Source organism: Actinokineospora inagensis DSM 44258 (genome assembly GCF_000482865.1).
Classification (GTDB): domain Bacteria; phylum Actinomycetota; class Actinomycetes; order Mycobacteriales; family Pseudonocardiaceae; genus Actinokineospora; species Actinokineospora inagensis.
Window position 1 is genome coordinate 32,320 of the sequence record NZ_AXWW01000022.1, and the last position, 23,736, is coordinate 56,055.

Consider the following 23,736-nt stretch of genomic DNA (forward strand, 5'->3'; position numbering starts at 1 on the left):
CGGGGCGACCGAACCGCAGGCGTTGGGACACGACCGTGACCGAACTGTCCGAGGCCAGGCAGGTCGACATCGCCGCGAGGGTTGTCGAGTCCGCGCTCAGCACCGACCCGATCACCGGGGACACCGCGTTCACCGAGTGGCTGGCCGACTGCCAGGACCGGTTTCGCACCCTGGTCGAACCCGTGCCGCTGGACCGACTGCACGGCTGGTCCGTGCACCCGGAGACCGGCGACATCGGCCACCACAGCGGCAAGTTCTTCACCGTGCGGGGACTCGACGTTGAAGTGGCGGGCGCGCCGATCCCACGGTGGAGCCAACCGATCATCAGCCAGCCGGAGATCGGCATCCTGGGCATCCTGGTGCGCGAGTTCAACGGCGTCCCGCACCTGTTGATGCAGGCCAAAGTGGAGCCCGGCAACGTCAACGGCGTGCAGCTTTCCCCGACCGTGCAGGCGACCCGCAGCAACTACACGAGCGTGCACGGCGGCAAGGCGGTCCCGTACCTGGACTACTTCCGCGCCGCCGACCGGCACACCGTGCTGGCCGACGTGCGGCAGTCCGAGCAGGGCGCGTGGTTCCACCGCAAGCGCAACCGGAACATGGTCGTCCTGGTCGACGAGCCGGTCGAGGTGCTCGACGGCTTCTGCTGGCTGACCCTGGCCCAGGTGCACGCCCTGCTGCGGCTCGACGACCTGATCAACATGGACACCCGCACCGTGCTGTGCTGCTTCCCCTTCTCCAGTTCGGGATTCGACAGCGCGGGACTCAACGACACCGTGGGACTCAACAACACCGCGGGGGACTTCCGCGCCGATCTCGTGCACGGCCTCGACCCCGGGGCGCCCACCGCGCAGTCCATGGCCGAGGTGCTGAGTTGGATCACCGAGGCCCGGACCCGGCACGACGTGCGGGTGAACGAGATCCCGCTCAACGAGGTCGCGAACTGGTACTGGGACGACGGCCGCATCACCCACGACTCGCACATGTTCTTCGACGTGGTCGGGGTGGGTGTCGAGGCGGTCGGCCGCGAGGTGGGCCGTTGGCAGCAGCCGATGCTGGAGCCGCGCGGCCTTGGCCTGGTCGCGTTCCTGGTGCGCCGGATCGACGGCGTCCCGCACGTCCTCATGCACGCCAAGGTCGAGCCCGGTTACTTCGACGTGGTCGAGCTCGCCCCGACCGTCCAGTGCACGCCCGAGACCTACGAGCACCTGCCCGCCGAGGCCAGGCCGCCGTTCCTGGACGAGGTGCTGGCCGCGCCCGCCGAGCGGATCCGGTTCGACGCCGTGCACTCCGAGGAGGGCGGCCGGTTCCTGCACGCCCGCACCCGGTACGTCGTCATCGAGACCGACACCACCGAGACCGCCGACACCGAGGCCCGGTCGAACGGTGACTACCGGTGGCTCGCCCCGCACCAACTGGCGACCCTGCTGCGGCACAGCCACTACCTCAACGTCCAGGCGCGCAGCGTGCTCGCCTGCCTGCACAGCCTGGTCACCCCGGAGGGAACACGATGACCACTCGCGTCTGGGACTACCTGTCCGAGTACGAGAACGAGCGCGAAGATATCCTGGACGCGGTCGACACGGTGTTCCGCTCCGGGCAGTTGGTCTTCGGGCCGAGTGTGCGCGGGTTCGAGGAGGAGTTCGCCGGATACCACGGCGTCGGCCACTCGGTCGGGGTGGACAACGGCACGAACGCGCTGGTCCTGGCCCTGCGCGCGCTCGGCGTCAAGCCGGGTGACGAGGTCGTCACGGTGTCCAACACGGCCGCCCCCACGGTGATCGCCATCGACCAGGTCGGCGCGACACCCGTGTTCGTCGATGTGCACGAGCGCAACTACCTGATGGACGTCGCCCAGGTTGAGGCCGCGATCACCCCGCGCACGACCTGCCTGTTGCCGGTGCACCTCTACGGCCAGTGTGTCGACCTCGCCCCGTTGACTAAGATCGCCGCCAAGCACGGTCTGTCCATCTTGGAGGACTGTGCGCAGGCCCACGGGGCCCGACAGCACGGGAAGATCGCGGGTACAACCGGCAAGGCTGCCGCGTTCTCGTTCTACCCCACCAAGGTTCTTGGCGCCTACGGCGACGGCGGCGCTGTCATCACCGATGACGCTGACATGGACGCGGACCTGCGCAGGCTCCGCTACTACGGCATGGACAAGCAGTACTACGTGGTGCAGACCCCCGGCCACAACTCCCGCCTGGACGAGGTCCACGCCGAGATCTTGCGCCGCAAGCTGCGCCGCCTGGACGGCTACTTGGACGCCCGCCGCCGGGTCGCCGCCCGCTACGCCGAAGCCCTGGGCGACACCGACCTGGTGCTGCCGTCTGTCGAACCGGGCAACGACCACGTGTACTACGTCTACGTGGTGCGCCACCCGCGCCGGGACGCGATCCTGGAGGCGTTGCAGGCCTACGACATCTCACTGAACGTGAGCTACCGGTGGCCGGTGCACACGATGAGCGGTTTCGCGCACCTGGGCTACGGGACCGGGTCGCTACCGGTCACCGAACGTCTCGCCGACGAGATCTTCTCGTTGCCGATGTACTCGTCGTTGTCCGAGGACCTGCAGGACAAGGTCATCAGCGCCGTCCGCGAGGTCCTGCGGACGGTCTAGTCGCCGGGGAACGCCCCCGGTGGGGCTCGTGGCGCGGTGGCCCCACCGGGGACTTCGAATCAGGTCCAGGGGGCTAGCTGGACCTGCGCGGTGTTCCCCGACCCCGCCACGGCCGCGTTGACCTGATCGGTCACCGGGCCACAACCACTGAACGGCGGGATGGCGAACGCGGCGGTCAGCTTGCCGCCCCAGACCGGGTTGTAGTTAGGGCCAGAGGTCAGGGTTAGCACCAGTTCAGTTGAACATTCGGGTGTCGTGTACGTACGGCCGCGAAGGGTTACGCGCGGTAGCACTACCTTCTGTCGCGACTTGACCGTGAAAACACCGCCGTTAAGTGACCCGGTCGCCGGACCGACCGGGGTGAACTCGGCGCGCGCGGTACCTGAGTTGCCCAGCCGGATGTCAGTGGGCGCGAACGTCAGGTTCGACGTGTGGGTCGCCGTGGCCAGCTCGATGTCGGTGATCTGCTGCCCGGTAAGCGCTACCGCCGCGCCCTTGACCCGCGCGGAGCCGGCGACGTCGTAGTAGTAGGCGGAGTGCGTGGGTGCCGTGTGCACGAGGATTGGGTCGCTGCGCCGCTCACCACCCAGGGACACGCCCTTCACGCGGAACCAGTAGTCCGTGTCCGGCCGGAGTCCGGTGACGCTGCCGGTCAACGTGTTGTTGCCGTTGAGGACGCGGAACGCGGAGTCGTCGTCGACCAGGATCTCGTACCCGGACGGCGGTCCCATCAGGCCGTAGGTCGCGTTCCAGACCATGGTGACGCTGTCGGTGGTCACGGCGGTGACCCGCGTGCCGTTGGGAGCCGGGAACGGTTCGCCGATGATGCTGTCGGTCCGGATCGCCATCCACCGGGCGGGAGTCGGCAGCGGACACGAGGTGCTGATCCCGGACACCGGGCGCACCGGCGTACCGTCCGCTCGCCACGGTCGCAGCGCGAGGTCGACGCCGGTCACGTCCACATAGCTGTAGCCGGTCGCGTTGTTGGGCGAGTAGGTCGTGCCCGTGTAGCCGGAGACGTTCACCACCACGTCCTGTCCGGGCGTGACCGGGGTCTTCGGGAACCGCAGGGTGACGGTCGACGTCGAGGTCACGGTGCCGCTGACCGCCAGCTTGACCGTCGCCGTGCCCTCGACCGCCGTGGCGCCGAGACCGGCGAGCCCGGTCCAGGGGACGGTGGCCGTGCCGGTGATCCGCCGGGCCTCGGGGCGCGGGCCGAAGTAGGCCGGGTTCTCGATGTCGGCGGTCACGTCCAGTCGCACGGAGCCGACGGTGGGGGAGGCGCACTGGCCGGTCGCGCTGACCGACATGGCCTGGGCCGCCGCCGGGACGGCGGTGAACGCCACCGCCGCCGTCACGGCCAGTCCGGTTGCCAAGATTCTCCGTCTGCGCATTGGGGTGTCCATTCGCTCGGGGGAGTTCGCGAATTTTAGGAGTTATTCTACAAACCCGGCAATCAGGTTGCTCCGAATGCAGGCCGACATTTCCGGTGCTCGACAATCACGACCGATACGCCAATTCGGACTCGAGTCCGCCGCGGCCGAACGCGGATGTGAGCTGGGTCATGTCGCACCCGCTGTGCTGAGAGGCCGCTGAGAGCGGCGGCCCTGCCCGGGTAGGGTCGGCCTCGGCAAGTCCCGGGGGAGGTCGCCATGGGTCTCATGAGGACGGTCGGTGGCTGGCTGGCGCGTACCGCGTTGGCCCGTCTCGTGCTGCGCAAGGTCGGCACCAGAGCGCTGTCGCTGCTGCCCGAGGCCGCGCTGATCCCGCTGCGCCGCGACGGCCTGGAACCGGTCGCCGAGCTGGACCGGATGCGCGAGGAAGCGCCGATCAGCAAGCTGCCCATCCCGTTCGGGGTGAACGTGTGGCTGGTGACCGGCTACGCCGCCGCCAAGCAGGTGCTGGCCGACACCACCTCGTTCAGCAACGACTACACCCAGCTCGGCGAGCTGATCGGCAGCCAGGAGCGCAACCCCGGCGGGCTCGGTTTCGCCGACCCGCCGGACCACACCCGGCTGCGCAAGCTGCTCACCCCCGAGTTCACCATGCGCAGGCTGGCCCGGCTCGGCCCGCGCATCGACGAGATCGTCACCGACTGCCTGGACCGGATGGCCGCCGCGACCGGCCCGGTCGACCTGGTGGAGCACTTCGCGCTGCCCATCCCGTCGCTGACCATCTGCGAGCTGCTCGGCGTCCCGTACACCGACCGGGAGGCCTTCCAGCGGCTCGCGGTCGCCCGGTTCGACCTGTTCGGCGGGGCCGGGGCCTCGCTCGGCGCGATCTCCGAGTCGCTGACCTACCTGGAGGGCGTGGTCAAGGCCCAGCGCGCCGAACCGGGCGACGGGCTGCTCGGCATGATCATCCGCGAGCACGGCGACGAGGTCGACGACCAGGAACTCGCGGGCCTGGCCGACGGCATCCTCACCGGCGGCTTCGAGACCACCGCCAGCATGCTCGCGCTGGGCGCGCTCATCCTGCTGCGCGACCGGGCGACCAGCGCCATGGTCCGCGACGACGACACCGCCATCGGCCCGTTCGTCGAGGAGTTGCTGCGCCACCTGACCGTGGTCCAGGTCGCCTTTCCCCGGTTCGCCCGCCACGAACTGGAGATCGCGGGCGCCAAGATCGGAGCGGGCGACGTGGTCGTCTGCTCACTGAGCGGAGCCAACCGGGACGAGGCGCTGGCTCCCGGCGTCGCCACGTTCGACCCGCGCCGCGCCCCCACCCAGCACCTCGCCTTCGGCCACGGCGCGCACCGCTGCATCGGCGCCGAACTCGCCAAGATGGAACTGCGCGCCGCCTACCCGGCGCTGGTCCGCCGATTCCCGGACCTGCGGTTGGCCACCCCGGAGTCGACACTCAAGTTCCGCAAGACCTCAATTGTTTACGGCGTCGAGGAAATCCCGGTCCTGACCGGCTGAGCCCACCGGTTCACCACATCGGGGAATACGGAAACCGCGCGGAGTCGCCGACGACGGAAACGGTGGTCACACCCGCCCGGTCCGCAGACCACGCCCACCGGCCCGGTGTCACCTCCGTTACGCTCCGCCCGCTGGGATGCACGGCACCGTTCGCGCCGTCCCGTCGGGGCGCGGCCCCGACGCGCGAGGCGCCCGCGTCCCGGTCCGCTCCCGGAGTAAGGAAGGTCCCCCCATGTCCCTCCGCCGCCTCGCCGCCACCCTGCTCGTGGCGGGCGCCCTCGTGCTGGGCACCGCGCTCCCCGCGCTGGCCCACGCCGAGCTCGAGTCGACCGACCCCGCCAAGGGCGCCTCGGTCACCCAGTTGCCCAAGAACATCACGCTGACCTTCAGCGACACGGTGCTCGCCGACGCCGACGGGTTCGCCGTGACCGGCCCCGGCGGCGCGCGCTGGACGATCGGCAACCCCACCGTCGCCGGTGGTGTGGTCACCGTGCCGGTCACCCCGGTCGGCCCGGTGGGCGAGTACCTGCTGGAGTACCGGGTCACCGCGGACGACGGCGACCACGTGAGCGGCGGGATCAACTTCACCATGGCCGTGGCCGGTGCCGCGCCGACCACCACGACGACGGAGGCGGCCCCGTCGACCACCGCCCCCACCCAGGCACCCGTGGCGGCGCCCGCGAGCGAGGACAGCAAGGGCGTGCCGAGCTGGGTCTGGTTCGTGGTCGGCCTGGCCGTGGTCGTGATCATCGTGGTCCTGCTGCTGGCCCGGATGCGCCGCGGCGCGAAGTGACGACCGGGGAGGCGGGTCAGCCCTGATCCGCCTCCTTGGCCAGCTTCGCCAGCTTGTCCCGGTAGTCCACCCAGAAGGCCGGGTCGTCCGACGCCATGTTGGAGCGGCTCTGCCGTAACCCGACCGCGCCGTCGAGCAGTTCCCGGAGGATGTCGGCGTGGCCCGCGTGCCGGTGTGTCTCGGTGGCCATGTGGATCAGCAGTTGGTGCAGGGTGGCGTCCGCCCGTTCGGCGGGCCAGAACGGCACCCGGCCCACCGCGTCCAGCGCGTGCGTGTTGACCGTCTCGTTCGAGTGCGCCCAGACGGCGCGGTAGAGGTCGATGATGTCCGTACGGGACTCGTCGGCGGTCGCGTACATGTCGGCGTTGGGGTCGGCGTCATAATCCAGCGCCTGCACCGGGTACGGGCGGCCGAACGTGTCGCCGAAATAGCCGATCTCGCAGTGCGCGGAGTGTTTGACCAGTCCGAGCAGGTTCGTGCCGGTCGGGGTCAGCGGGCGCCGTGCGTCGTACTCGGACAGCCCGTCCAGCTTCCACAGCAGGGTGTCCCGACCCATCTGCAGGTACGCGAGCAGGTCGGCTTTCTGATCTGAGCTCATGGCGCCAGCATCGCACCGCCCACCGACACTCCGCTCGGTAACCGACCGCTGAACCCGGGGTGAACGGATGGTGGTCCCGGTGTCCGGCCTTGGCGCCGCTGCCTAGGCTATCCTCCGGTGTCGACCTGGGAGGGGAGCCTTCGGTGACCGCCGTGCGGGAGGCGCTACGCGCGATCTTGGACTTCCTCGGCCCCGGCAACCTGGTGCTGGCCATCGTCGGCCTGGTCGCCACCCCGGTGGTCGACCGGTTCCTGATCCGCCGCAAGCGGGTCAGCTACCGGGTGCACTACAACTCCAAGATCGGCCTCGGCCCGGAGAAGCTGCTCGACGAGGGCGCCGGGTCGTCCCAGTTGGCCTCGCTGGCGCGGCTGCTCGACCGGCTCAGCATCGTCGTCATCCGGATCCGCAACACCGGTGGCTACGACATCGACGCCGACGACTTCGAGAAGCCGCTCACCTTCACCTTCGGCCAGCGGGTCGTGTGGAACGCCCGGTTCTCCGAGGCCGGTTCGGACGAGGCCCGCGAGAAGCTGCGCGCGGGTCTGGCGTTCTTCCGCCACGACGACGGCCCCACCGTGGTCGCCGACAACGGTGACCGGGACAGCCTGCTGACGGTGCGGGCGAAGATGTCCCAGCGCATGGTCCGCTGGCTCGGCGGCCAGGCCCCGACCACCCGGGAACCGGAGGCGGAGCCGCGCTGGCACGGCGTCCGGCTGGAGTCGTTGGCGCTCAAGCGCAAGCAGAAGATCAAGCTGGTCGTGGTGCTGGAGGAGCCCGCGGACCACCCGGGCGGGGAGACCAGCAAGGAGATCAACGCCACCGGCAAGCTGTCGGACAACGGCATCATCAAGGACGAGAAGCGGCAACGCAGGCTGACGCTCCCCCGGTTGACCGGCGCGCTGGCGTTGGTGCTGACCACGTTCCTCGTGCTGAGCCTGGTGTTCGCCTCACCGCCGAGCGACCCGTCGGTGCACTGCTCGTCCGGTTCGCTCACCATCCAGGGTTCGAGTGTCTTCACCCCCACCATGAACCTGATCGCCGACGACTACACGGCGGCGTGTTCGGACGCCCACATCAGCGTGTCGGCCACCGGCAGCATCGACGGTGTCCGCGCCCTCGCCGAGTCGACCGACGCCGCCGACATGGCCGCCATGGCCGACGGCAAGCAGAAGGGCGGCGAGGGCCTCACCAGCCAACAACTCGCCATCGTCGTCTACCACGTCGTCGTCAACTCGTCCGTCGGCCTCGACACGATCTCGACCGCCGACCTGAAACACGTCTACGACGGCACCTACACCGACTGGAACCAAGTCCGCCCCGGCCCGTCCCTGCCCATCCGCATCGTCGGCCGCGGCCAGTCGTCCGGCACCCGCCAACTCTTCGAACAACGAGTCCTCGGCACCGGCGAATCCGGTCTCTCGTCCAATGACTGCCTCGACCGAGACCGAAACCCCACCGCCCGCACCATCCGCTGCGAACGCGACTCCAACACCGAGGTGGTGGCCAAAATCAGCACCATCCCCGGCGCCATCGGCTACGCCGACGCCCCCTCCGTCGCCGAGGCAAGGAAAAAGAACGCCGTCAACGCCCTCAGCATCGACGGCAAGGTCTTCGACTCCGCCGCGGGTGCGGAAACCTCTTATCCATTCTGGACAGTCGAATACCTCTACACCAAGTCCGACCCCGCCCCCAACACCCTCCTCGCCAGCTTCATCACCTACCTCCACACCCACGACTCCGCCCGCCTCCACCTCAAAGACGCCGGCTACCTCCCCTGCACCACCACCGAAGGCACCCCCCTAGAACTCTGCAACAGCCGCTAACCCCCAAAAACCCGGCTTGAGTTGAATACGACGTAACAACAGTGCCCCAGTAAAGCACCACCACAAGGCGGCACCACCAACCCGCACCGCACGCCCCAAAAAAACCACCCCGAATCGACGAAGCGCCACCCCCACACCGCACGCCTCAAAAAAGCCACCCCGAATCGACGAAGCGCCACCCCCACACCGCACGCCTCAAAAAAGCCGCCCAACATCGACAAAGGCCGCCAGCCCACCCCACGCGCCTCGGGACCCGCCGACACCAACCGCCCGTTGTGGTGGAGTTGTTTTGTTTGGGGGAGCGGTGGCCTAAGCCGGCTGGCGGGTAAGGCCACGTCTTTCCAGTGGCCCCGCCTTTTAGCCTTACCCAGGCTGCCGCTAGGGGCCCCAAACAAAACAACTTCACCACAACGGGCACCACCGCTTTAATCTGGCGCCCGCGGCCGGCGTCGCCGCCAGGCGACCAGGCCGAATCTCGAGGCGCAGCCGAGGCCCAGAGACTCCTCACACCATGATCAACCCGGACGAAAGCCCCCGAATACACAGCCTAGCCGCGACCACCGACAAAACCGGCCAGCCGACCAGCCCAGAACCATGATCAACCAGCCCCAGAGGCCCCCGAACACACCTTATACCGCACCACCCACCCTCAAATCCCACAACAAGACCGTATCTCCTCCACCCCCAATCGCCCCTTCACCAACCCCACCAACTCCCGATCCCCGAACACCCCTCGAAGCCCCTCCGGCACCCCTTTCACCTCCGCACTCCCCACCATCTCCACATCCTCCGGCCGTTCCCGCAGATGATCAGCCACGCCCGGCCACCGCGTCTCCAGGATCGTCCACACCGCGAGCACGTCCACCCGCACCGGATTCCCCTCCAGCGTCCGCACCGCCCGCATCGCGCTGTACGTGTTCAGAAACCTCTTCATCGCCCGCGGATTCGCAGGCAGCAACGGTGCGTACCTCTGCAAACTGTGCTCAGTCGCGACAACCGCTTCCGGCGTCATCATCCGCCGCAAGGCGACTTCGGCAACTCGACTCCGCACCTCCGGGCTCGTCGACTGCAGAGCCGCCACCACCTGCGCCTCCGTCGTGCTCCGTTCGATTTCCGCCCGCACCAGATTTTCCTCGGCGAGATTCGGAGCAGCGATCCCAGTCCGCAGCAACCGACGCAGGTATTCCTGCCGTCGAACCACATCGATCGCCGGAATCGGCACCCTGAGTTGGAAGAACTTGTCCAGGAACAGATATCCCAACGGCCGCCCCGGCTCGGCCACGGCACTCGCGAACCGCTCAAATGCGTGTTCGTAGCTCGCGCGGATCCAAGCCCCGTCAGCGCAGATGATGAAGTGCGGTCCAGTATCGCGAACCAGCGTCTGGATGGTATCCAGCAATTCGACCACAGCGGACTCCTGGCACCGGTCCAGGTCGTCCACCAAGAACACCACCGGGTTTCGGGCTTTTCGGTTGAGCCACGCGAAGTGCCGGTTCACCTCCAACATCGGATTCGTGTTCGACTGTTCGAACAGCCGCGCACCCCGTGCTGAGTCCCAAAGCAGGAACCGGCTTGCCACCAACGCGCCCGCCCACACCGTCCCGACCGACGCGATCGCCCCGAGCGCCGACTGCACGACGTTGCCGATGCTCTGCAGGTTGGTCGCGAACAACAGCCAGATGCCGACTCCGATGCCCAGCAACACCGTGAGGGCCAACACCACTGGTGCGCCGACCCGGAACAGGCGCGCGATGGACTCGGTCATCCGCAGCTTGAGTCGCCCGAAGAAACCGTACTGGCTGCGGACGGCGGTGCGCAGCGCGGTCAGCAGGGCCCACCAGGCAGGCCCGACCCCGGCCTCCCGCCAGGCGTCGAACCGGACGGTGGTGAAGTCGTCGGCCAGTTCGTCGCCGAGAAAGCCCAGGACGGTGCTCTTGCCGGAGCCCCAGGGGCCGTCGACGTGGACCAGGAACGATTCGTCGACCCGGCGCAGGTGCTGGGCGATCATGGCGGCCAAGGGGCGCCTGCGCAGCCAGTCCTCCGTCGCAGGCGCGTCCGGCGCCCAGTCGACCTGATCGGCGAGCGGGCTGGACCACACCCGCACGGTGCCCGCCTCGTCGCCGCTGACGATCACCGGCCGGTTGTCGACCGCGCCGAGCGCGACCCCCGCCACGGGAGCGGTGTGGCCGTGCAGGACGGTCATCCCGCCGGTCCCCGGCTGCCACACCCGAACCAGCCCGTCCGCCCCGCCGATGACCACCACGATCACGCCGTCGATGACCTCGACCGCCAAGCCGGTGACGTCGCTGGAGATGTCCAGGCTCGCGGTCGGTTCGAACCCGGACCACAGGCGCACGACTTTGCGCCCGGTGACGAAGAACCCGCCGTCGGACGCGAGCTGCACCGGGCCCGAGTCGTCCGGGAGTTCGGTATGCCCGCCTGCCGAGTCCCAGCGCAGGACTGTCCCGTCTCGCGAGGTGCTGATGACACTGCCGGTGTTGAGCAGCGCCACACCCGTGACGTAGGTGGTGTTCCCGGTCAACCGTTCCGTGGTGTTGTTGCGCCACGTCAGGACCAGTTGGTCGTCTCCGCCGCTGACGACCTCGCCGCCGACGCCGACGGTGACCGCGTTGACGCTGTCGTCGTGCTGGTAGAGCGTGGAACCGCCGCCCTCACCGAACAGCGGCCAAGCCCGAACCGTCCCGTCCTGCCCTCCGCTGAACAACCGCCCTGGCGTGAACACGCTCGTCGCCACCGACCACACGGCCCCGGCGTGCCCACGCAGCTCTCGCGCTCCCGGCCCGTTCAGGTCCCAGGTGCGGATGACCCCGTCGTTGCCCCCAACGATCACCATCGGCGCGTCGCCCGCGCTGATCGCCACAGAGGTGACCGTGGCCCCGGTGTCGATGAGCCGCTGTTCTCGGAACGGCGCGACCCTGGTCCGCCCCAGCCGCTTGTCCAGCGCGATCACCGCGTCAGAGATGTTCGCGACCGGCACAACCTCGTCAGCTTCATCCGGTTGGGTGACAACGAGATAGCCTGCGTCCGCCAACGCGGACAAGAGCGGCGCCGTGATCTCGGCGCCGCCCTGGTCGTTGTCGAGGTAGAGGCGTATTTCCCGCTCCGGCGCCGTCATACGCCGAGATTACCTAGCCGAAGAACACAGACGTGGCCAGGTTGTCGAAGCCCAGCGCGGCGAGGTCGGGCACGTCGCCCGGGACGACCAGCGACTTGCCCTTGCAGTCCTTCTCCGACCACAGCTTCAGCGAACCCTGCGCGGCCAGCGAGGACGCGGTCTTGGGTCGGGCGAGGTTCTTGCAGCCCTGACCGGCGGTGCCCTCGGCGGCGCCGGAGTCGCTGAACCGCGCGTCGTCGAACAGGACGACGCTGGTGGCCTTCGGGCCGGGCGCCGGGGTGGTCGTCGGGCTGGTCGGGGTCGAGCCCGCCTTCTTGCCGTCGGGGGTCACACCGAACCAGGTACCGCCCACGCCCTGGCCGAACGTGTCGCCGGGCTTGGTGTCCTTGGCGAACCGGTACACCGGCCAGCCGCCGATGGTGAGCTGCAGGTCGCCGTCGGTGCGGCGGACGAACCCGACCGCGGACTTCGCCACGCCCGCCACGAAAACCTTGCCGCCCTTGGCGATCGTCACCGGCGGCCACGTCTTCGCGCAGTCGCCGTCGCAAGTGGACTTCGATGGGTTGGCCGTGTCCTTGTCGAACCGGTAGAGCGTGAGCCCGGCGCCGTTGACCACGACCGGGTCGAGCGCCCCCGCCTTGTCCGCCTTGAGCTGCACCCACTTCCGCGCGGTCTCCGCCTTGGCCGTGTTCGGCGTGCCGTCCGAGCCGGTGGCCCAATCGCCGGTGCCCGCGGGCGCGTTGTTCGACTTGGCCGTGCCGGGCAGGAACGCCGCCGGTTCCGCGTTGTCCGAACTGGCCACAGTGGACTGCGCGGCGGGCGCTCCGGTGGCGTTGCCGCAGGCCGACAGGCTTGCGGCGCCTGCGATGCCTGCGGCGAACAGGATAGCGGCAGAAAGAACTCGCTTCATCGGTGTCTCCCCGTGTCGGTTGTGCCACCAACACGGCCGACCGGGGGCGGCGGTTCAACCGGAGATCAGCGGTGCAGCACCAGCGGGAGTTCGGTGAGGCCACGCAGGTTGAAGTGCGAGTGCCAGCTCAGGTCGTCGCTCGCCAGTTCGATCCGCGAGTACCGGCGCAGCAGCTCGGTGAACGCGGTGCCCGCTTCCAGCTTGCCCAGCACCGCGCCGAGGCAGTAGTGGTTGCCCGCGCTGAACGCCAGCGACTTGGGCTCCGCGCGGGTCAAGTCGAGCCGGTCGGGGTTCGGGTAGCGCTCCGGGTCGCGGCCCGCGGCGTCGAACAGCACGATAACCGTCTCGCCCGCGGGGATGACCTTGTCGCCGATGGTGGTGTCCTCGGTCATGATCCGGGCGGCCAGTTGGACCGGCGGGTCGAACCGGGACAGCTCCTCCACCGCAGTCCCCATCAGGCCGGGGTCGGCGCGCAGGGCGGCCAGGGCCTCGGGCTGCTGGAGCAGGGCGAGCATGCCGTTGGCGATGAGGTTGACGGTGGTCTCGTGGCCCGCGTTGAAGATGAGCAGGATGTTGGCGACGATTTCCTCGTCGGTGAGTTGCTCGCCGTCGGCGTCGGGCTGCATGAGGACCGAGATGAGGTCGTACTCCGGGTCCGCGTCGCGCCGGGAGTCCATCAGGTCGAGCAGGTAGGCGCGGAACTCGGGCTCGGCCTTGTTCATCGCGATCCGCCGCTCGGGGGTGACGCCGGGGTCGATGACGTAGCCGACCTTGTCGGTCCACTCCCGGCACTTCGCGCGATCCGCGGGTGGGATGCCGAGCAATTCGCCGACCACCAGGATCGGCATCGGCAGTGCCAGGCCCTGGATCAGGTCTACCGGGCCGTCGCCCATGTCGTCGATGAGCCGGTCGACGACCTGCTGGATGCGCGGCCGCATCCGGTCGATGTTGCGCGGGGTGAACACGCGCGCGATGAGCCTGCGCATCCGCCGGTGGGCCTGGCCGTCCTGCATCAGCATCCACTTGCCGGTGCTCTTGACGACCGGGCAGGTGGGGCCGCCGCGGATCATCGCCCAGCCGGGGTCGGCGGGGAAGTTGCTGGACGCGCCGGGTGCGCGCAGCAGGGCGTCGACGTCGTCGTAGCGGGAGAGCACCCAGTAGCCGAACGGCGAGCGGTGCACCGGGTCGGTCTCGCGGAGCCGCCGGTAGTAGCCGAAGCGGTCGGTGGCCAGCGCCGGGTCGTTCAGGTCGAACAGTGCGGTCATAGCGGGATCCGTCCCTGACAGCCACCGGGGGAGACGGCTCCGATCGTGCTGTCGGCCCCGGGGACCGTCAACCCCTAGGTGGACCCCTAGTGACCGAGGCGGTCACACTCCGCAGTTTTTTGCCGTGACCACGGTCGGTGACCCCGGTGGTGGCGTTCGGTACAAGGCCACACGGTAGCGGCCGGTTGTGTAACGTCGATGTTGATCAGCAGATCGTTACTTGACGCTTCAATGTGTACGACGTACGAGTGAACTTGGTTGCGACTCGGTTGTCATAAGTCACGACGTGTAACTGATGTTATGGGTCGATGCGATGGAACGGGCAACAGTGCCCCGGGTGGACCAACCAGCGCCAGGACCTCGCGCGTGGTCTCCCCGGTGGGCTTGGAACCACTGAAGAATCGACATAGCCATGACACTGCTGTGGATCATCGGTGCACTGACCGCACTGGCGCTGCTCACCTGGCGGCTGCGCAAGGCCTCCAGCCTGGTCGACCGCATCCTGACCGAGGAGCGCGCCGGTGCCGAGCGCGACGTGCGGGTCGAGGAGTACGCCTTGGCCGTCGAGGCCGAGCAGCAGCCGGAGCGGGCGGCCGCCTGGCCGCACCCGCCCCGGCTGGCCTGGTCGCGCCGCGGCGCGCACCACGGGGCGCACGACCGGCTGGCGGGCTGAGGGCCCTGCCGGGTGGGCCGGGCGACCCTGGTGGGGGCTCGCGGACCGGCCGAGTATGGGACGGACGAGAGGGACGATGACCGGACGCGGTGGGCGCCGCGTCGCGGCCGGGGGCACGAACCCCCGAACCGCAGGTCCCCCGGTCGGTGGGCGCCGACCGGGGGACCAACCCGCCGAAGCGGGACACCGAAGGAGATAGGTGGGGCGATTGTCAGTACGGCTCGCCGAGCGCGGCGCGCAGCGCGGTGCGATCGATCCAGCCCAGGTGCGCGCTGGCCCGCGCACCGCGGAAGGACCACAGGTGGTGCTGGCGCCAGGTGGCCCGGCGGCCGTGGCGGGGACTGGGCGCGAGGTTCGCACCCAGGTAGGTGCCGGTCAGCTCCAGCCGGGTCTCGACCGTGTCGGCCCCGGTGCGCCGGGCGCTGATGATGCGGGCGTAGATGTCCGGCATGGCGCGCCGCGCGGCCACCACGGAGAAGCGCAACCCGGCGATTCCGTCGTCGAATACCCGGACGTCGGAGAGATCTCGGATGTCCGGGTGGGCGAAGGCGTCCAGAATGCCGAAATCGCCCTCGTTCAGCGTTTCCCGGATGAACGCGACGGCGATGTCGACCTGGTCGCCCGCCGGGGCGCGCTGACCCGGAATGGCGACGACATCGGTTCCGGTGCGGATTCCGACCTGGGTTCCCGTGGTCGCGGTTCCGGTGGACATCCCGGTTGACTCGGTCATCGCGGCGCGGGGAGGGCGACCTCGGCGAGGGCGGCGGCGAGTGCTCTGCGGTGCTCGCGGCGGATGGCGACGGCGCGGTGGCGGGCGTACTCGGCGTCGGTCTCCGGGTGCACCGGGCGGACCTGCCGCGGCGCGCCGTCGGCGTCGACGGCCACGAACACCAGGTGCGCCTCGGCCACCCGCACCGGCTCGTCGCCGCCGTGGCAGCGGCGCGCGCTGACGTACACGCCGACCTCCATCGAGGTGCGGCCGGTGCCCTCGACCTGGGCGAACGCGCTGACGATGTCGCCTGCCCAGACCGGTGCGAAGAACGTCATGTCCTCGACCGACGCGGTGACGGCGTGCCCGTCGCAGTGCCGGGCGGCGCTGGCCCAGGCGACGTCGTCGACCAGTTCGAGCACCAGGGTGCCCTTGCCCGAGCCGAACATGTTCTCGTTGGACCGCCAGACGACGCGGGACAGCTCGCAGCGCGAGGAGCCCATCGTCTTCCCGGTCGGCAGCGGCGGCTGGTCGGTCCGCTGTGCCCGCGTTGGGATGTCGACAGGGGTCATCGGAAGTGTTTCTCCAAGGGGATCTCGGTGACGGCGAAAAGCGAAACCGGGACGGGGACCTGCGTGGGGGGAGACGCGGGCCAGTCTAAACGATCACTTGGGTGACCCTGGCCAATTTCTCATGATCGGCGGATATCTCCCTGTGTCGGGCGACAAAGTTGACTGTGCGTGATCGAACTGGGCCGAAAATGTCGGATAAAGCTCACTCGAAACGGTGATGACGGTCGCGCGGATCGAGTTTTCCCGGTCCGCCGCCGGTCCAACCTCTGGGTGACCCCCACCCACGGCGGCGCGGACCGGTCGGCGCCCGGTGGCACCGCTCTAGACTGCCCCCGATCCCGCCCTTCCCCCTTGCGAGCGAGGTTTCCACGTGCTCACCATGCAGGACGCGCTGCTGGCCCTGACCCGTTACTGGACCGACCGCGGCGCGATGGTGGTGCAGCCGGTCAACACCGAGGTCGGCGCAGGCACCCTCAACCCGGCCACCGTGCTGCGGGTGCTCGGTCCCGAACCGTGGCGGGTCGCCTACGTCGAGCCCAGCGTCCGCCCGGACGACGCCCGCTACGGCGAGAACCCCAACCGGCTGCAGACGCACACCCAGTTCCAGGTCGTCATCAAGCCCGACCCGGGTGACCCGCAGGAGCAGTACCTGGGCAGCCTCGCCGCGCTCGGCATCGACGTGCACGCGCACGACGTCCGGTTCGTCGAGGACAACTGGGCCTCACCCGCGCTCGGCGCCTGGGGCCTCGGCTGGGAGGTGTGGCTGGACGGGCTGGAGATCACCCAGTTCACCTACTTCCAGCAGGCGGGCGGGCAGACCCTGGACCCGGTGTCGGTGGAGATCACCTACGGCGTCGAGCGGATCATGATGGCGCTGCAGGGGGTCAGCCACTTCAAGGACATCGCCTACGCGCCCGGCATCTCCTACGGCGAGGCGTTCGGCCAAGCCGAGTACGAGATGAGCCGCTTCTACCTCGACGACGCCGACGTCGACACCCAGCGCAGGCTGTTCGAGGACTACGCCGCCGAGGCGCGCAGGCTGCTCGACCTGCGCCTGCCGGTCCCGGCGCACAGCCACGTCCTCAAGTGCTCGCACACCTTCAACGTGCTCGACGCGCGCGGCGCCGTCAGCACCACCGAGCGCGCGAAGGCGTTCGCCAGGATGCGCGGGCTGGCCCGCGAGGTCGCCGCGCTGTGGGCGGAGCGGCGCGCGGAACTGGAGTATCCGCTTGGCCGCGCGGCCGTCGCGGAGCCCGCGCCGAAGCCGACCGAGTTCCCGGCGGTCGAGGGCACGCGCCCACTGCTGTTCGAGATCGGCACCGAGGAACTGCCCCCGCACGAGGTGACCCGCACGGCCGCCGCCGTCGAGCGCGCGTTGACCGACAAGCTCGCCGCGACCCGACTCGGGCACGGCGCCGTTCGCACGTACGCCACGCCCCGCCGGGTCATCGCCATGGTCGAGGGGGTCGAGGCGGTCGAGCCGGACGCCGAGCGCACTGTTCGCGGCCCGCGCGCCACCGCCGCCTTCGACGCCGATGGGAACCCGACCAAGGCCGCCGCCGGGTTCGCCCGCGGCCAGGGCGTCGACCCGGCCGAGCTGCGCCGCGTCAACGTGGACGGTGTCGAGTACGTCGGCATCACCCGCACCGACCTCGGGCGCGGCGCGGTCGAGGTGCTCAGCGGCGTGCTCGGTGAGGTGGTCGCCGAGCTGCGCGCGGACAAGAACATGAGGTGGAGCGACCCCAAGCTGTCGTTCAGCCGGCCAGTGCGGTGGCTGCTCGCGTTGCTGGGTGGGCAACCGGTGCCGGTCGCGGCGTCCGCGCTCACCGCGGGCCGCACCACCCGGGTGCACCGCACCGCGTCGACCCCGGTGGTCGAGGTGCCTTCGGCGGCGGGCTACCTGGAGTTCCTCGCCGGGCACGGCATCGTGGCCGACGCGGTCGAGCGGCGCTCCCTGGTCGTGTCCTCGGCGGCCGAGCTGGCCGCCACCGTCGGCGGAGTCGTCGACGGCGAGTCCGCGCTGGTCGACGAGATCACCAACCTCGTCGAGGAACCGAACGCGATCCTCGGTTCGTTCGACCCCCGCTACCTCGACCTGCCCGCCGAGATCCTCACCACCGTCATGCGCAAGCACCAGCGCTACCTGCCGGTCCGCGACGCCGACGGCGCCCTGCTGCCGCATTTCGTCGCCGTCGCCAACGGGGCCTGCGACCACGACACCGTGCGCGCGGGCAACGAGGCGGTGCTGCGCGCCCGCTACGAGGACGCCAGCTTCTTCTGGCGTGCCGACCTGCGCACCCCGCCGTCGCGGATGAAGGAGGGCATCGCCAAGCTCGCCTTCGAGGAACGGCTCGGCTCGATGGCCCAGCGCGCCGACCGGATCGCCGCCATCGCGCTCCGACTGGCCGCTGGCTTGTCCGAAGAGGACACCGCGACCGTGCGCCGGGCGGCCGGGTTGGCGAAGTTCGACCTCGGCTCGCAGATGGTGATCGAGCTGACCAGCCTGGCGGGCACCATGGCCCGTGAGTACGCCCGCCGCGCTGGCGAGCCGGACGCGGTCGCCCAGGCCCTCTACGACATGGAACTGCCCCGGTCCGGCGGCGGCGCGGTGCCGTCGTCGGTGCCCGGCGCGGTGCTCGCCCTGGCGGACCGGTTCGACCTGCTGGTCGGTCTGTTCGCGATCGGGGCCAAACCGACCGGCAGCTCCGACCCGTTCGGTCTGCGCCGGGCGGGGGCCGGGGTCGTCGCCATCCTCCGCGCGTTCCCCGGGCTGCGCGCCATCACTGTGCCAAGTGGACTGTCGGTGGCCGCGGACGAGGTGCGCGGGCAGGGGATCGACGTCGACGACGCCGTACTCGCCGAGGTCGCCGAGTTCGTCAAGCGCCGCTACGAGCAGGTGCTGCTCGACGCGGGCAGCCCGCACGAGCAGGTCGGCGCGGTGCTCGTACTCGCCGACGCCCCGGCGGCTGCCGACGAGACCCTGGCCGAACTGGGTGCCCGGGTCGGCGACCCGGCGTTCGCGGCGCTGGTGGCCGCGCTGCAGCGGGTCCGCCGAATCGTGCCCGCGGACACCGAACCCGGTTACGACCCGGCCGCGCTCACCGAACCGGCGGAAGTCGAACTCCACCTCGCGTTCGGCAAAGCGCGGTCCACCGGGGCGGGACTCGCCGAATTCGCCACGGCCGCTTCGGTGCTCACCGAGCCGGTCGCCGTGTTCTTCGACGCGATCCTGGTGATGGCGCCCGATCCGACCGTTCGTGCCGCCCGGCTCGGCCTGCTCGCCGCCATTCGCGACTGGGCGGCCCCCGTGTTGGACTGGCAGGCGTTGGGCACCTCGCTCGACTCCTGATCCGTCCGCCGCGGCTGAATCCCGATCGTTCCGAGACCCGGTCCAGGTCCACCCTGGACCGGGTTTTCTCGTCCGCACGGTCGGTCTTATTCCGCAACTGACTTGATCATTGCCGGGACATTCGGCCACCGCGAAGTATGTGCGCGCCAACGGTTGTCGCTTTTCGGCGGGCGCGGCAACCGGCGGTTAGCCGCGGCGGCACTGGTTGGTCGGTGGCCGAATTGGGTCGCCGCACCGATCCGGAGCGGGCCGCCGGTCGGGCAATGGTCTGCCGGTCCCGGTCGGCTCATCGGGGCTGAACGGAGGTAATCGGCCACCGGCGGACCGGGATTGCCCACCGTCCACCGCCGCCCGGATTGCCCGGACCCCGCGATTCGTATGGTGTGCGCCGCGGGCCCGGCGCCGGTGGCCGTGCGCAGGAAAGCGCCGCCGCCGACCGGACACCCGCCGCTCGAAATCCCCGGCCGACCGGCGGATATGGCCGTCGCGCACCCGCTTTCGCCGAACCGCCGCGCCGCCTCCGCCGACACGGGTGGCATTACCCGGTGGGCTCCTATTTGAAGAAGCCAAGGTGAGCGGGTAGCCTTCACGCCAAGTGGGGAGCTGTTTTGAATTCCCGTGACACCCCGTGTGCAGTGAGGTGCCCTATGGCTCAGAAGACCATCGTCCAGCTTTACGACGACCTCGACGGCTCGGCGGGCGACGACATCCGCCCGGTCGAATTCAGCCTCGACGGCGCGAACTACGAGATCGACCTGAATGAGGCCAACGCGACCCGGTTGCGCGACCAGTTGGCCGAGTTCGTCGCCGCCGCCCGGCGGACCGGCGGCCGCGTGAAGCGGCACACCGCCCCTTCGGCGAAGCCCGCGGGCGACACCCGTTCCAAGGAGCAGACCAAGGCGATTCGGGATTGGGCGCGGCAGAACGGCCACGACATCTCCGAACGCGGCCGCATCCCGTCCGCCGTGGTGGAAGCCTTCGAGGAGGCGCACACGGTGAAGGCCAAGGGCAACGGCAAGGTCAAGAAGGCCGCCTTCTCCGGCTGACCCCCGCCTACCGGCCCCTCGGGCCACCGGGACGGACCGCGGCGGGCATTCCCCGCCGCGGTCCCGCGCTATCCAGCCCCTGTTGCCCGCCGGGTCCTGGCCTGGAATTCCCGACGTTCCCACCCTGTTTCCGGCGGCAGGCCGGAAGCTGCCGGTCGGCCGCTTCTTGGCTGAGATCGACCCGCGCTCGAAATCCGAGCCCGAAATCCATGCCCGGACAGCCCGGTCCCGACCCCGATGCCTGCCTGGGCTCCGGTGAACCCGGGTCACGGCACACGGGTTCCCGTGGGCCCGGACGCGGTCGCCCGGGTAATTCGTCAGAAGCTGACGCCGCCGTGGATGTCGCGGGCCTGGAGGACCTTGCCGCTGACGTTGCCGGTGATCTGGTTCACCACGCCACCCTGGTCGGCGTGCAGACGGGCGGCGTCGACGGCCCACTGGTCACGCAGGCGTTCGGCGAAGTCGGGGTCGGCTCGTTCGGCCGTTTCCAGCTCGGTGGCCAGTGCGGTCACCTCGGTCGATCCCGGGTCCTTGCCGTCGGCGGCGACCAGCACCGCGGCGGCGTCCGCCTTGCGGCCGAGCTTGGCTTTCACCAGCTCGTACAACGCCCCGACCGACTTCCCCGCCACCGCCGCCGCGATCGACACCATTACCGGCTCGGGCATCCCAACCCCTCCTTCACCTGGACCGTTCTCCCCACGGTACGACGTCTCCAGCATGCCGCACACCGCCAACCCGGCCGCTCCCCAGTGGACTGACCGCACCGGGTCAATTGCGCCACCGCCGCCACCCCATTCGCGGGTTTCCGGACTGCTATCCGCTCACCAAGATCCACCTCCGCCCGGATTCCGGCCGCCCGCCGCCGTGACTGATATCCCCTGCCGGGGGCGAGGTGGGTTATCCACCGCCCGCACCCCGCCGGCGCCTCTCCGCCCCGCCCCCTCGGCCGGTTTGTGAAACTCGCGCCCCGGGTATCCGCGCCCCCCACGTCGGCCGATTCCCACCACCTAACCCCTTCCGCTCACCCCGCCCCCGGGTCTACACCGGACACCGGGTGGCGGAACTCACTCGATAGGCCTATCGGCGCAATCACCCCGCCGCGCTTCCGACCCAACCGGCCTTCACCCGGTGCTCACACCGAGCGCGGAACGCCGCAAATTCCGCGCATCCCCGCCCCTCGCCTCCTTACCTCGGCGGCCGCATCCGGCACTCCCTTCGAAATCGGCGGCCCGGTTCACCCGGACCCCGCCGGACGGATCGTTCACACCCACTCATGTTTACCTCTAGGCGCCGGACCGGGCCGTTGTCCCCTAGTGGCCCACCGGCGAACACCACCCATTGCGCACCCCGCCCGCTGCCACCCACCCGGGACACCGCCCGCCCAACTCGTCTTTAACCGGTTTGGCCTAGACCAGTCCGGGCTCGCCCGCCTGCCTCATTTCGCGGCCCCGCGCCCTTCGAATACCGCCCTAGCCCCCTGGACCTGGTGCGGGCCGAGGTCCGCATCACGCCCGGAAGACAAACCGGGCTGTAGTCCAGTTCGCCAGACCCCACCCACCCGCAGCCACCGTGTTTCGACCCGGGGCACGTCGAACTCGCAGACCACGCACCTGGTGTGCTCGCCTCTCGCCTCTCGCCTCTCGCCTCTCGCCACCCGAACAGCCGCCGTCGCCACCTGGCACCCACATAGCCGCTAGCGTCACCGCCACCTGGCATCCGAATAGCCGTTGTCGCCACCCGGCACCCGCCACCCGAATAGCCGGACATGCCGCTCGACCAGCCGCTGCGCACCGCTCGACCAGCCGCCACCACTCGACCAGCCGCCACCTGCCGCTCGAACTGTCGGACATGCCGCTCGACCAGCCGTCACCCGTCGCTCGGATAGCCGGACATGCTGCGCGGACAGTCGGACATACCGCGCCACCGTGACCGACACTCGCGCCACCGGACTGGTCCCGCCCCATGCGCGTCACCGTTCTGTGGCAACGGCTTCGCCTGGCCGGATCATCAGTTCTCGACTCGCGACCGTTCAGTTGGTCGAGCGGCGAGGCACGGTGATCGAGGCCGGGCCGGGCCACTAGCCCAAGTGGACGGGGAGCGCGGCCAGGCGCCAGGTGCCCGGGTCGGGGGTGGGCACGAACGGCTCGGTTGGGGTGATGGTGGGGAAGCGGTGTAAGAGGGCGGTGAGGGCGATTTCGGTTTGGGCCTTGGCGAGGGGCGCGCCGAGGCAGAAGTGGGGGCCGTGGGAGAAGCCGAGGTGGGCGGGGCTGCCCAGCGGGCGGGTGATGTCGAGTTGGTCGGGGTTGGCGAAGGCTCGCGGGTCTCGGTTGGCGGCGGCGATCGAGACGGTCATGGCGGCGCCCCGGGGGATCACGACGTCGTCGATGGGGACGTCTTCGGTGGCGTATCGGGGGGTGGTGAGCAGTTGGGGGCCGCACCAGCGCATGAGTTCCTCCACGGCGTTCGGGGCGAGGGCGGGGTTCTCGCGGAGCAGGGCGAGTTGGTCGGGGTGGGCCAGCAGCGCGGCGACACTGTTGGCGATCAGGTTGGTGGGGGTTTGGCCCGCCAGGAGTAGGTGCCAGACCAGGGTCACCAGTTCCACCTCGGTCAGCGGGCCGTCGACCAGCAGGGACAGGATGCCGTCGTCCGGGGTGGCGCGGGCGGCGGCGACGGCGGTCTCGGCGCTGGCCAGGATGTCCGGGATGGCGGCGATGAAGCCCGAGCCGAACCCGGCGGCCACCGCCGCCCCGTACCCGCGCCACCGGGGGCGGTCGGATTCCGGGATGCCGACCAGTTCGCAGATGACCTCCATCGGCAGCGGACCCGCGAACTCGCGCAGCAGGTCGGTGCTTCCGCCCAGCGGCGCCAGCAACCGGTCGACGATCAGGTCGAGGGCCGGTCGTAACCGCTCGGTGCGGCGGGCGGTGAAGGCGGGGGCGACCGCGCTACGGAGGTGGGCGTGTTCGGGGCCGTCCATCTCGGCCATCGTGTGCAGGTAGCGGGCGCAGTGCTCGGGGATGCCCGGCGGGCGCAGGAAGCTGGCCTCGCTGAGCTCGAACCTGGGATCGGCCAGCACGGCCCGCGCGTGCTCGTGCCGGGTCACCGCCCACAGCGCCGGCATTCCGGGGCCGACCAGTCGCACGACCGGTGATTGGGCGCTGACCCGCGCGTACGCCGTGAACGGATCGGCCAGCACGGCGGGATCGATGACGGGGAGTTCGGGGATGGTGCGCACTGCTGTCTCCAAGGCCTCTGGTGATACGAGATGTTCCAATCACATGATGCCATCATCTGGATGAGTCGGTGTCGAGGTTCGCCGGA

The 23,736-nt window shown here is 69.9% G+C and carries 17 protein-coding genes; 8 read left to right on the top strand and 9 right to left on the bottom strand.

Annotated features, from left to right (window positions below; genetic code table 11):
* Positions 1 to 35 precede the first annotated feature (35 nt).
* Complete coding sequence (locus H504_RS0109120) at positions 36 to 1,514, top strand: NDP-hexose 2,3-dehydratase family protein (RefSeq protein ID WP_035303785.1); 1,479 nt, start codon at positions 36 to 38, stop codon at positions 1,512 to 1,514.
* A complete protein-coding gene (locus tag H504_RS0109125; RefSeq protein WP_026422538.1) occupies positions 1,511 to 2,620 on the top strand; it encodes a DegT/DnrJ/EryC1/StrS family aminotransferase in 1,110 nt (369 codons plus the stop codon). The genes H504_RS0109120 and H504_RS0109125 overlap by 4 nt, the downstream gene beginning before the upstream one ends.
* Before the next feature lie 59 nt (positions 2,621 to 2,679).
* Here the strand turns inward: H504_RS0109125 and H504_RS0109130 are convergent, their stop codons facing one another.
* A complete protein-coding gene (locus H504_RS0109130; RefSeq protein WP_169735363.1) occupies positions 2,680 to 4,014 on the bottom strand; it encodes a fibronectin type III domain-containing protein in 1,335 nt (444 codons plus the stop codon).
* 258 nt (positions 4,015 to 4,272) lie between these two features.
* Between H504_RS0109130 and H504_RS0109135 the strand changes: the two genes are divergently transcribed.
* Entirely contained in the window at positions 4,273 to 5,541 is a 1,269-nt protein-coding gene (locus tag H504_RS0109135) for a cytochrome P450 (RefSeq protein WP_026422540.1), read from the top strand.
* 232 nt (positions 5,542 to 5,773) lie between these two features.
* A complete protein-coding gene (locus tag H504_RS0109140; RefSeq protein WP_026422541.1) occupies positions 5,774 to 6,334 on the top strand; it encodes a copper resistance CopC family protein in 561 nt (186 codons plus the stop codon).
* A gap of 16 nt (positions 6,335 to 6,350) precedes the next feature.
* On the opposite strand, the gene H504_RS0109145 is transcribed toward H504_RS0109140, so the two are convergent.
* Positions 6,351 to 6,932: a DinB family protein gene (locus tag H504_RS0109145; RefSeq protein WP_026422542.1), complete on the bottom strand. Its 582-nt coding sequence runs from the start codon at positions 6,930 to 6,932 to the stop codon at positions 6,351 to 6,353.
* Between the two features lie 143 nt (positions 6,933 to 7,075).
* Between H504_RS0109145 and H504_RS0109150 the strand changes: the two genes are divergently transcribed.
* The gene (locus H504_RS0109150) at positions 7,076 to 8,755 is read left to right on the top strand and encodes a PstS family phosphate ABC transporter substrate-binding protein (RefSeq protein WP_026422543.1); all 1,680 of its coding nucleotides are present in this window, start codon (positions 7,076 to 7,078) and stop codon (positions 8,753 to 8,755) included.
* Between the two features lie 649 nt (positions 8,756 to 9,404).
* Here H504_RS0109150 and H504_RS38535 read toward each other — a convergent pair.
* From H504_RS38535 to H504_RS0109165, 3 genes are all read right to left on the bottom strand, one after another.
* Positions 9,405 to 11,891 carry a P-loop NTPase fold protein gene (locus H504_RS38535; RefSeq protein ID WP_051385650.1) on the bottom strand — a complete coding sequence of 829 codons (2,487 nt, stop codon included), beginning with the start codon at positions 11,889 to 11,891 and terminating at the stop codon, positions 9,405 to 9,407.
* Between the two features lie 13 nt (positions 11,892 to 11,904).
* On the bottom strand, positions 11,905 to 12,801 hold the full coding sequence (locus H504_RS0109160) for a hypothetical protein (RefSeq protein ID WP_026422544.1): 897 nt from the start codon (positions 12,799 to 12,801) through the stop codon (positions 11,905 to 11,907).
* Between the two features lie 65 nt (positions 12,802 to 12,866).
* Complete coding sequence (locus tag H504_RS0109165; RefSeq protein WP_051385651.1) at positions 12,867 to 14,066, bottom strand: cytochrome P450; 1,200 nt, start codon at positions 14,064 to 14,066, stop codon at positions 12,867 to 12,869.
* Between the two features lie 412 nt (positions 14,067 to 14,478).
* Between H504_RS0109165 and H504_RS0109170 the strand changes: the two genes are divergently transcribed.
* Positions 14,479 to 14,739 (top strand): hypothetical protein, encoded by a 261-nt coding sequence (locus H504_RS0109170; RefSeq protein ID WP_026422546.1) that lies wholly within the window; start codon positions 14,479 to 14,481, stop codon positions 14,737 to 14,739.
* A gap of 211 nt (positions 14,740 to 14,950) precedes the next feature.
* Here the strand turns inward: H504_RS0109170 and H504_RS0109175 are convergent, their stop codons facing one another.
* Both H504_RS0109175 and H504_RS0109180 read right to left on the bottom strand, forming a co-directional pair.
* Positions 14,951 to 15,469 carry an ester cyclase gene (locus tag H504_RS0109175; RefSeq protein WP_026422547.1) on the bottom strand — a complete coding sequence of 173 codons (519 nt, stop codon included), beginning with the start codon at positions 15,467 to 15,469 and terminating at the stop codon, positions 14,951 to 14,953.
* Positions 15,466 to 16,020 carry an acyl-CoA thioesterase gene (locus H504_RS0109180; protein WP_035303787.1) on the bottom strand — a complete coding sequence of 185 codons (555 nt, stop codon included), beginning with the start codon at positions 16,018 to 16,020 and terminating at the stop codon, positions 15,466 to 15,468. The genes H504_RS0109175 and H504_RS0109180 overlap by 4 nt, the downstream gene beginning before the upstream one ends.
* A gap of 379 nt (positions 16,021 to 16,399) precedes the next feature.
* Between H504_RS0109180 and H504_RS0109185 the strand changes: the two genes are divergently transcribed.
* Together H504_RS0109185 and H504_RS0109190 are read left to right on the top strand one after the other, a co-directional pair.
* Positions 16,400 to 19,369 carry a glycine--tRNA ligase gene (locus H504_RS0109185; protein ID WP_035303809.1) on the top strand — a complete coding sequence of 990 codons (2,970 nt, stop codon included), beginning with the start codon at positions 16,400 to 16,402 and terminating at the stop codon, positions 19,367 to 19,369.
* A 647-nt stretch (positions 19,370 to 20,016) separates the two neighbouring features.
* Entirely contained in the window at positions 20,017 to 20,415 is a 399-nt protein-coding gene (locus tag H504_RS0109190) for a histone-like nucleoid-structuring protein Lsr2 (protein ID WP_026422550.1), read from the top strand.
* Positions 20,416 to 20,732: 317 nt separating this feature from the next.
* Here H504_RS0109190 and H504_RS0109195 read toward each other — a convergent pair whose 3' ends face one another.
* The gene (locus H504_RS0109195; protein WP_026422551.1) at positions 20,733 to 21,080 is read right to left on the bottom strand and encodes a hypothetical protein; all 348 of its coding nucleotides are present in this window, start codon (positions 21,078 to 21,080) and stop codon (positions 20,733 to 20,735) included.
* 1,412 nt (positions 21,081 to 22,492) lie between these two features.
* Complete coding sequence (locus H504_RS0109200; protein WP_157440303.1) at positions 22,493 to 23,650, bottom strand: cytochrome P450; 1,158 nt, start codon at positions 23,648 to 23,650, stop codon at positions 22,493 to 22,495.
* Between the last annotated feature and the right edge of the window lie 86 nt (positions 23,651 to 23,736).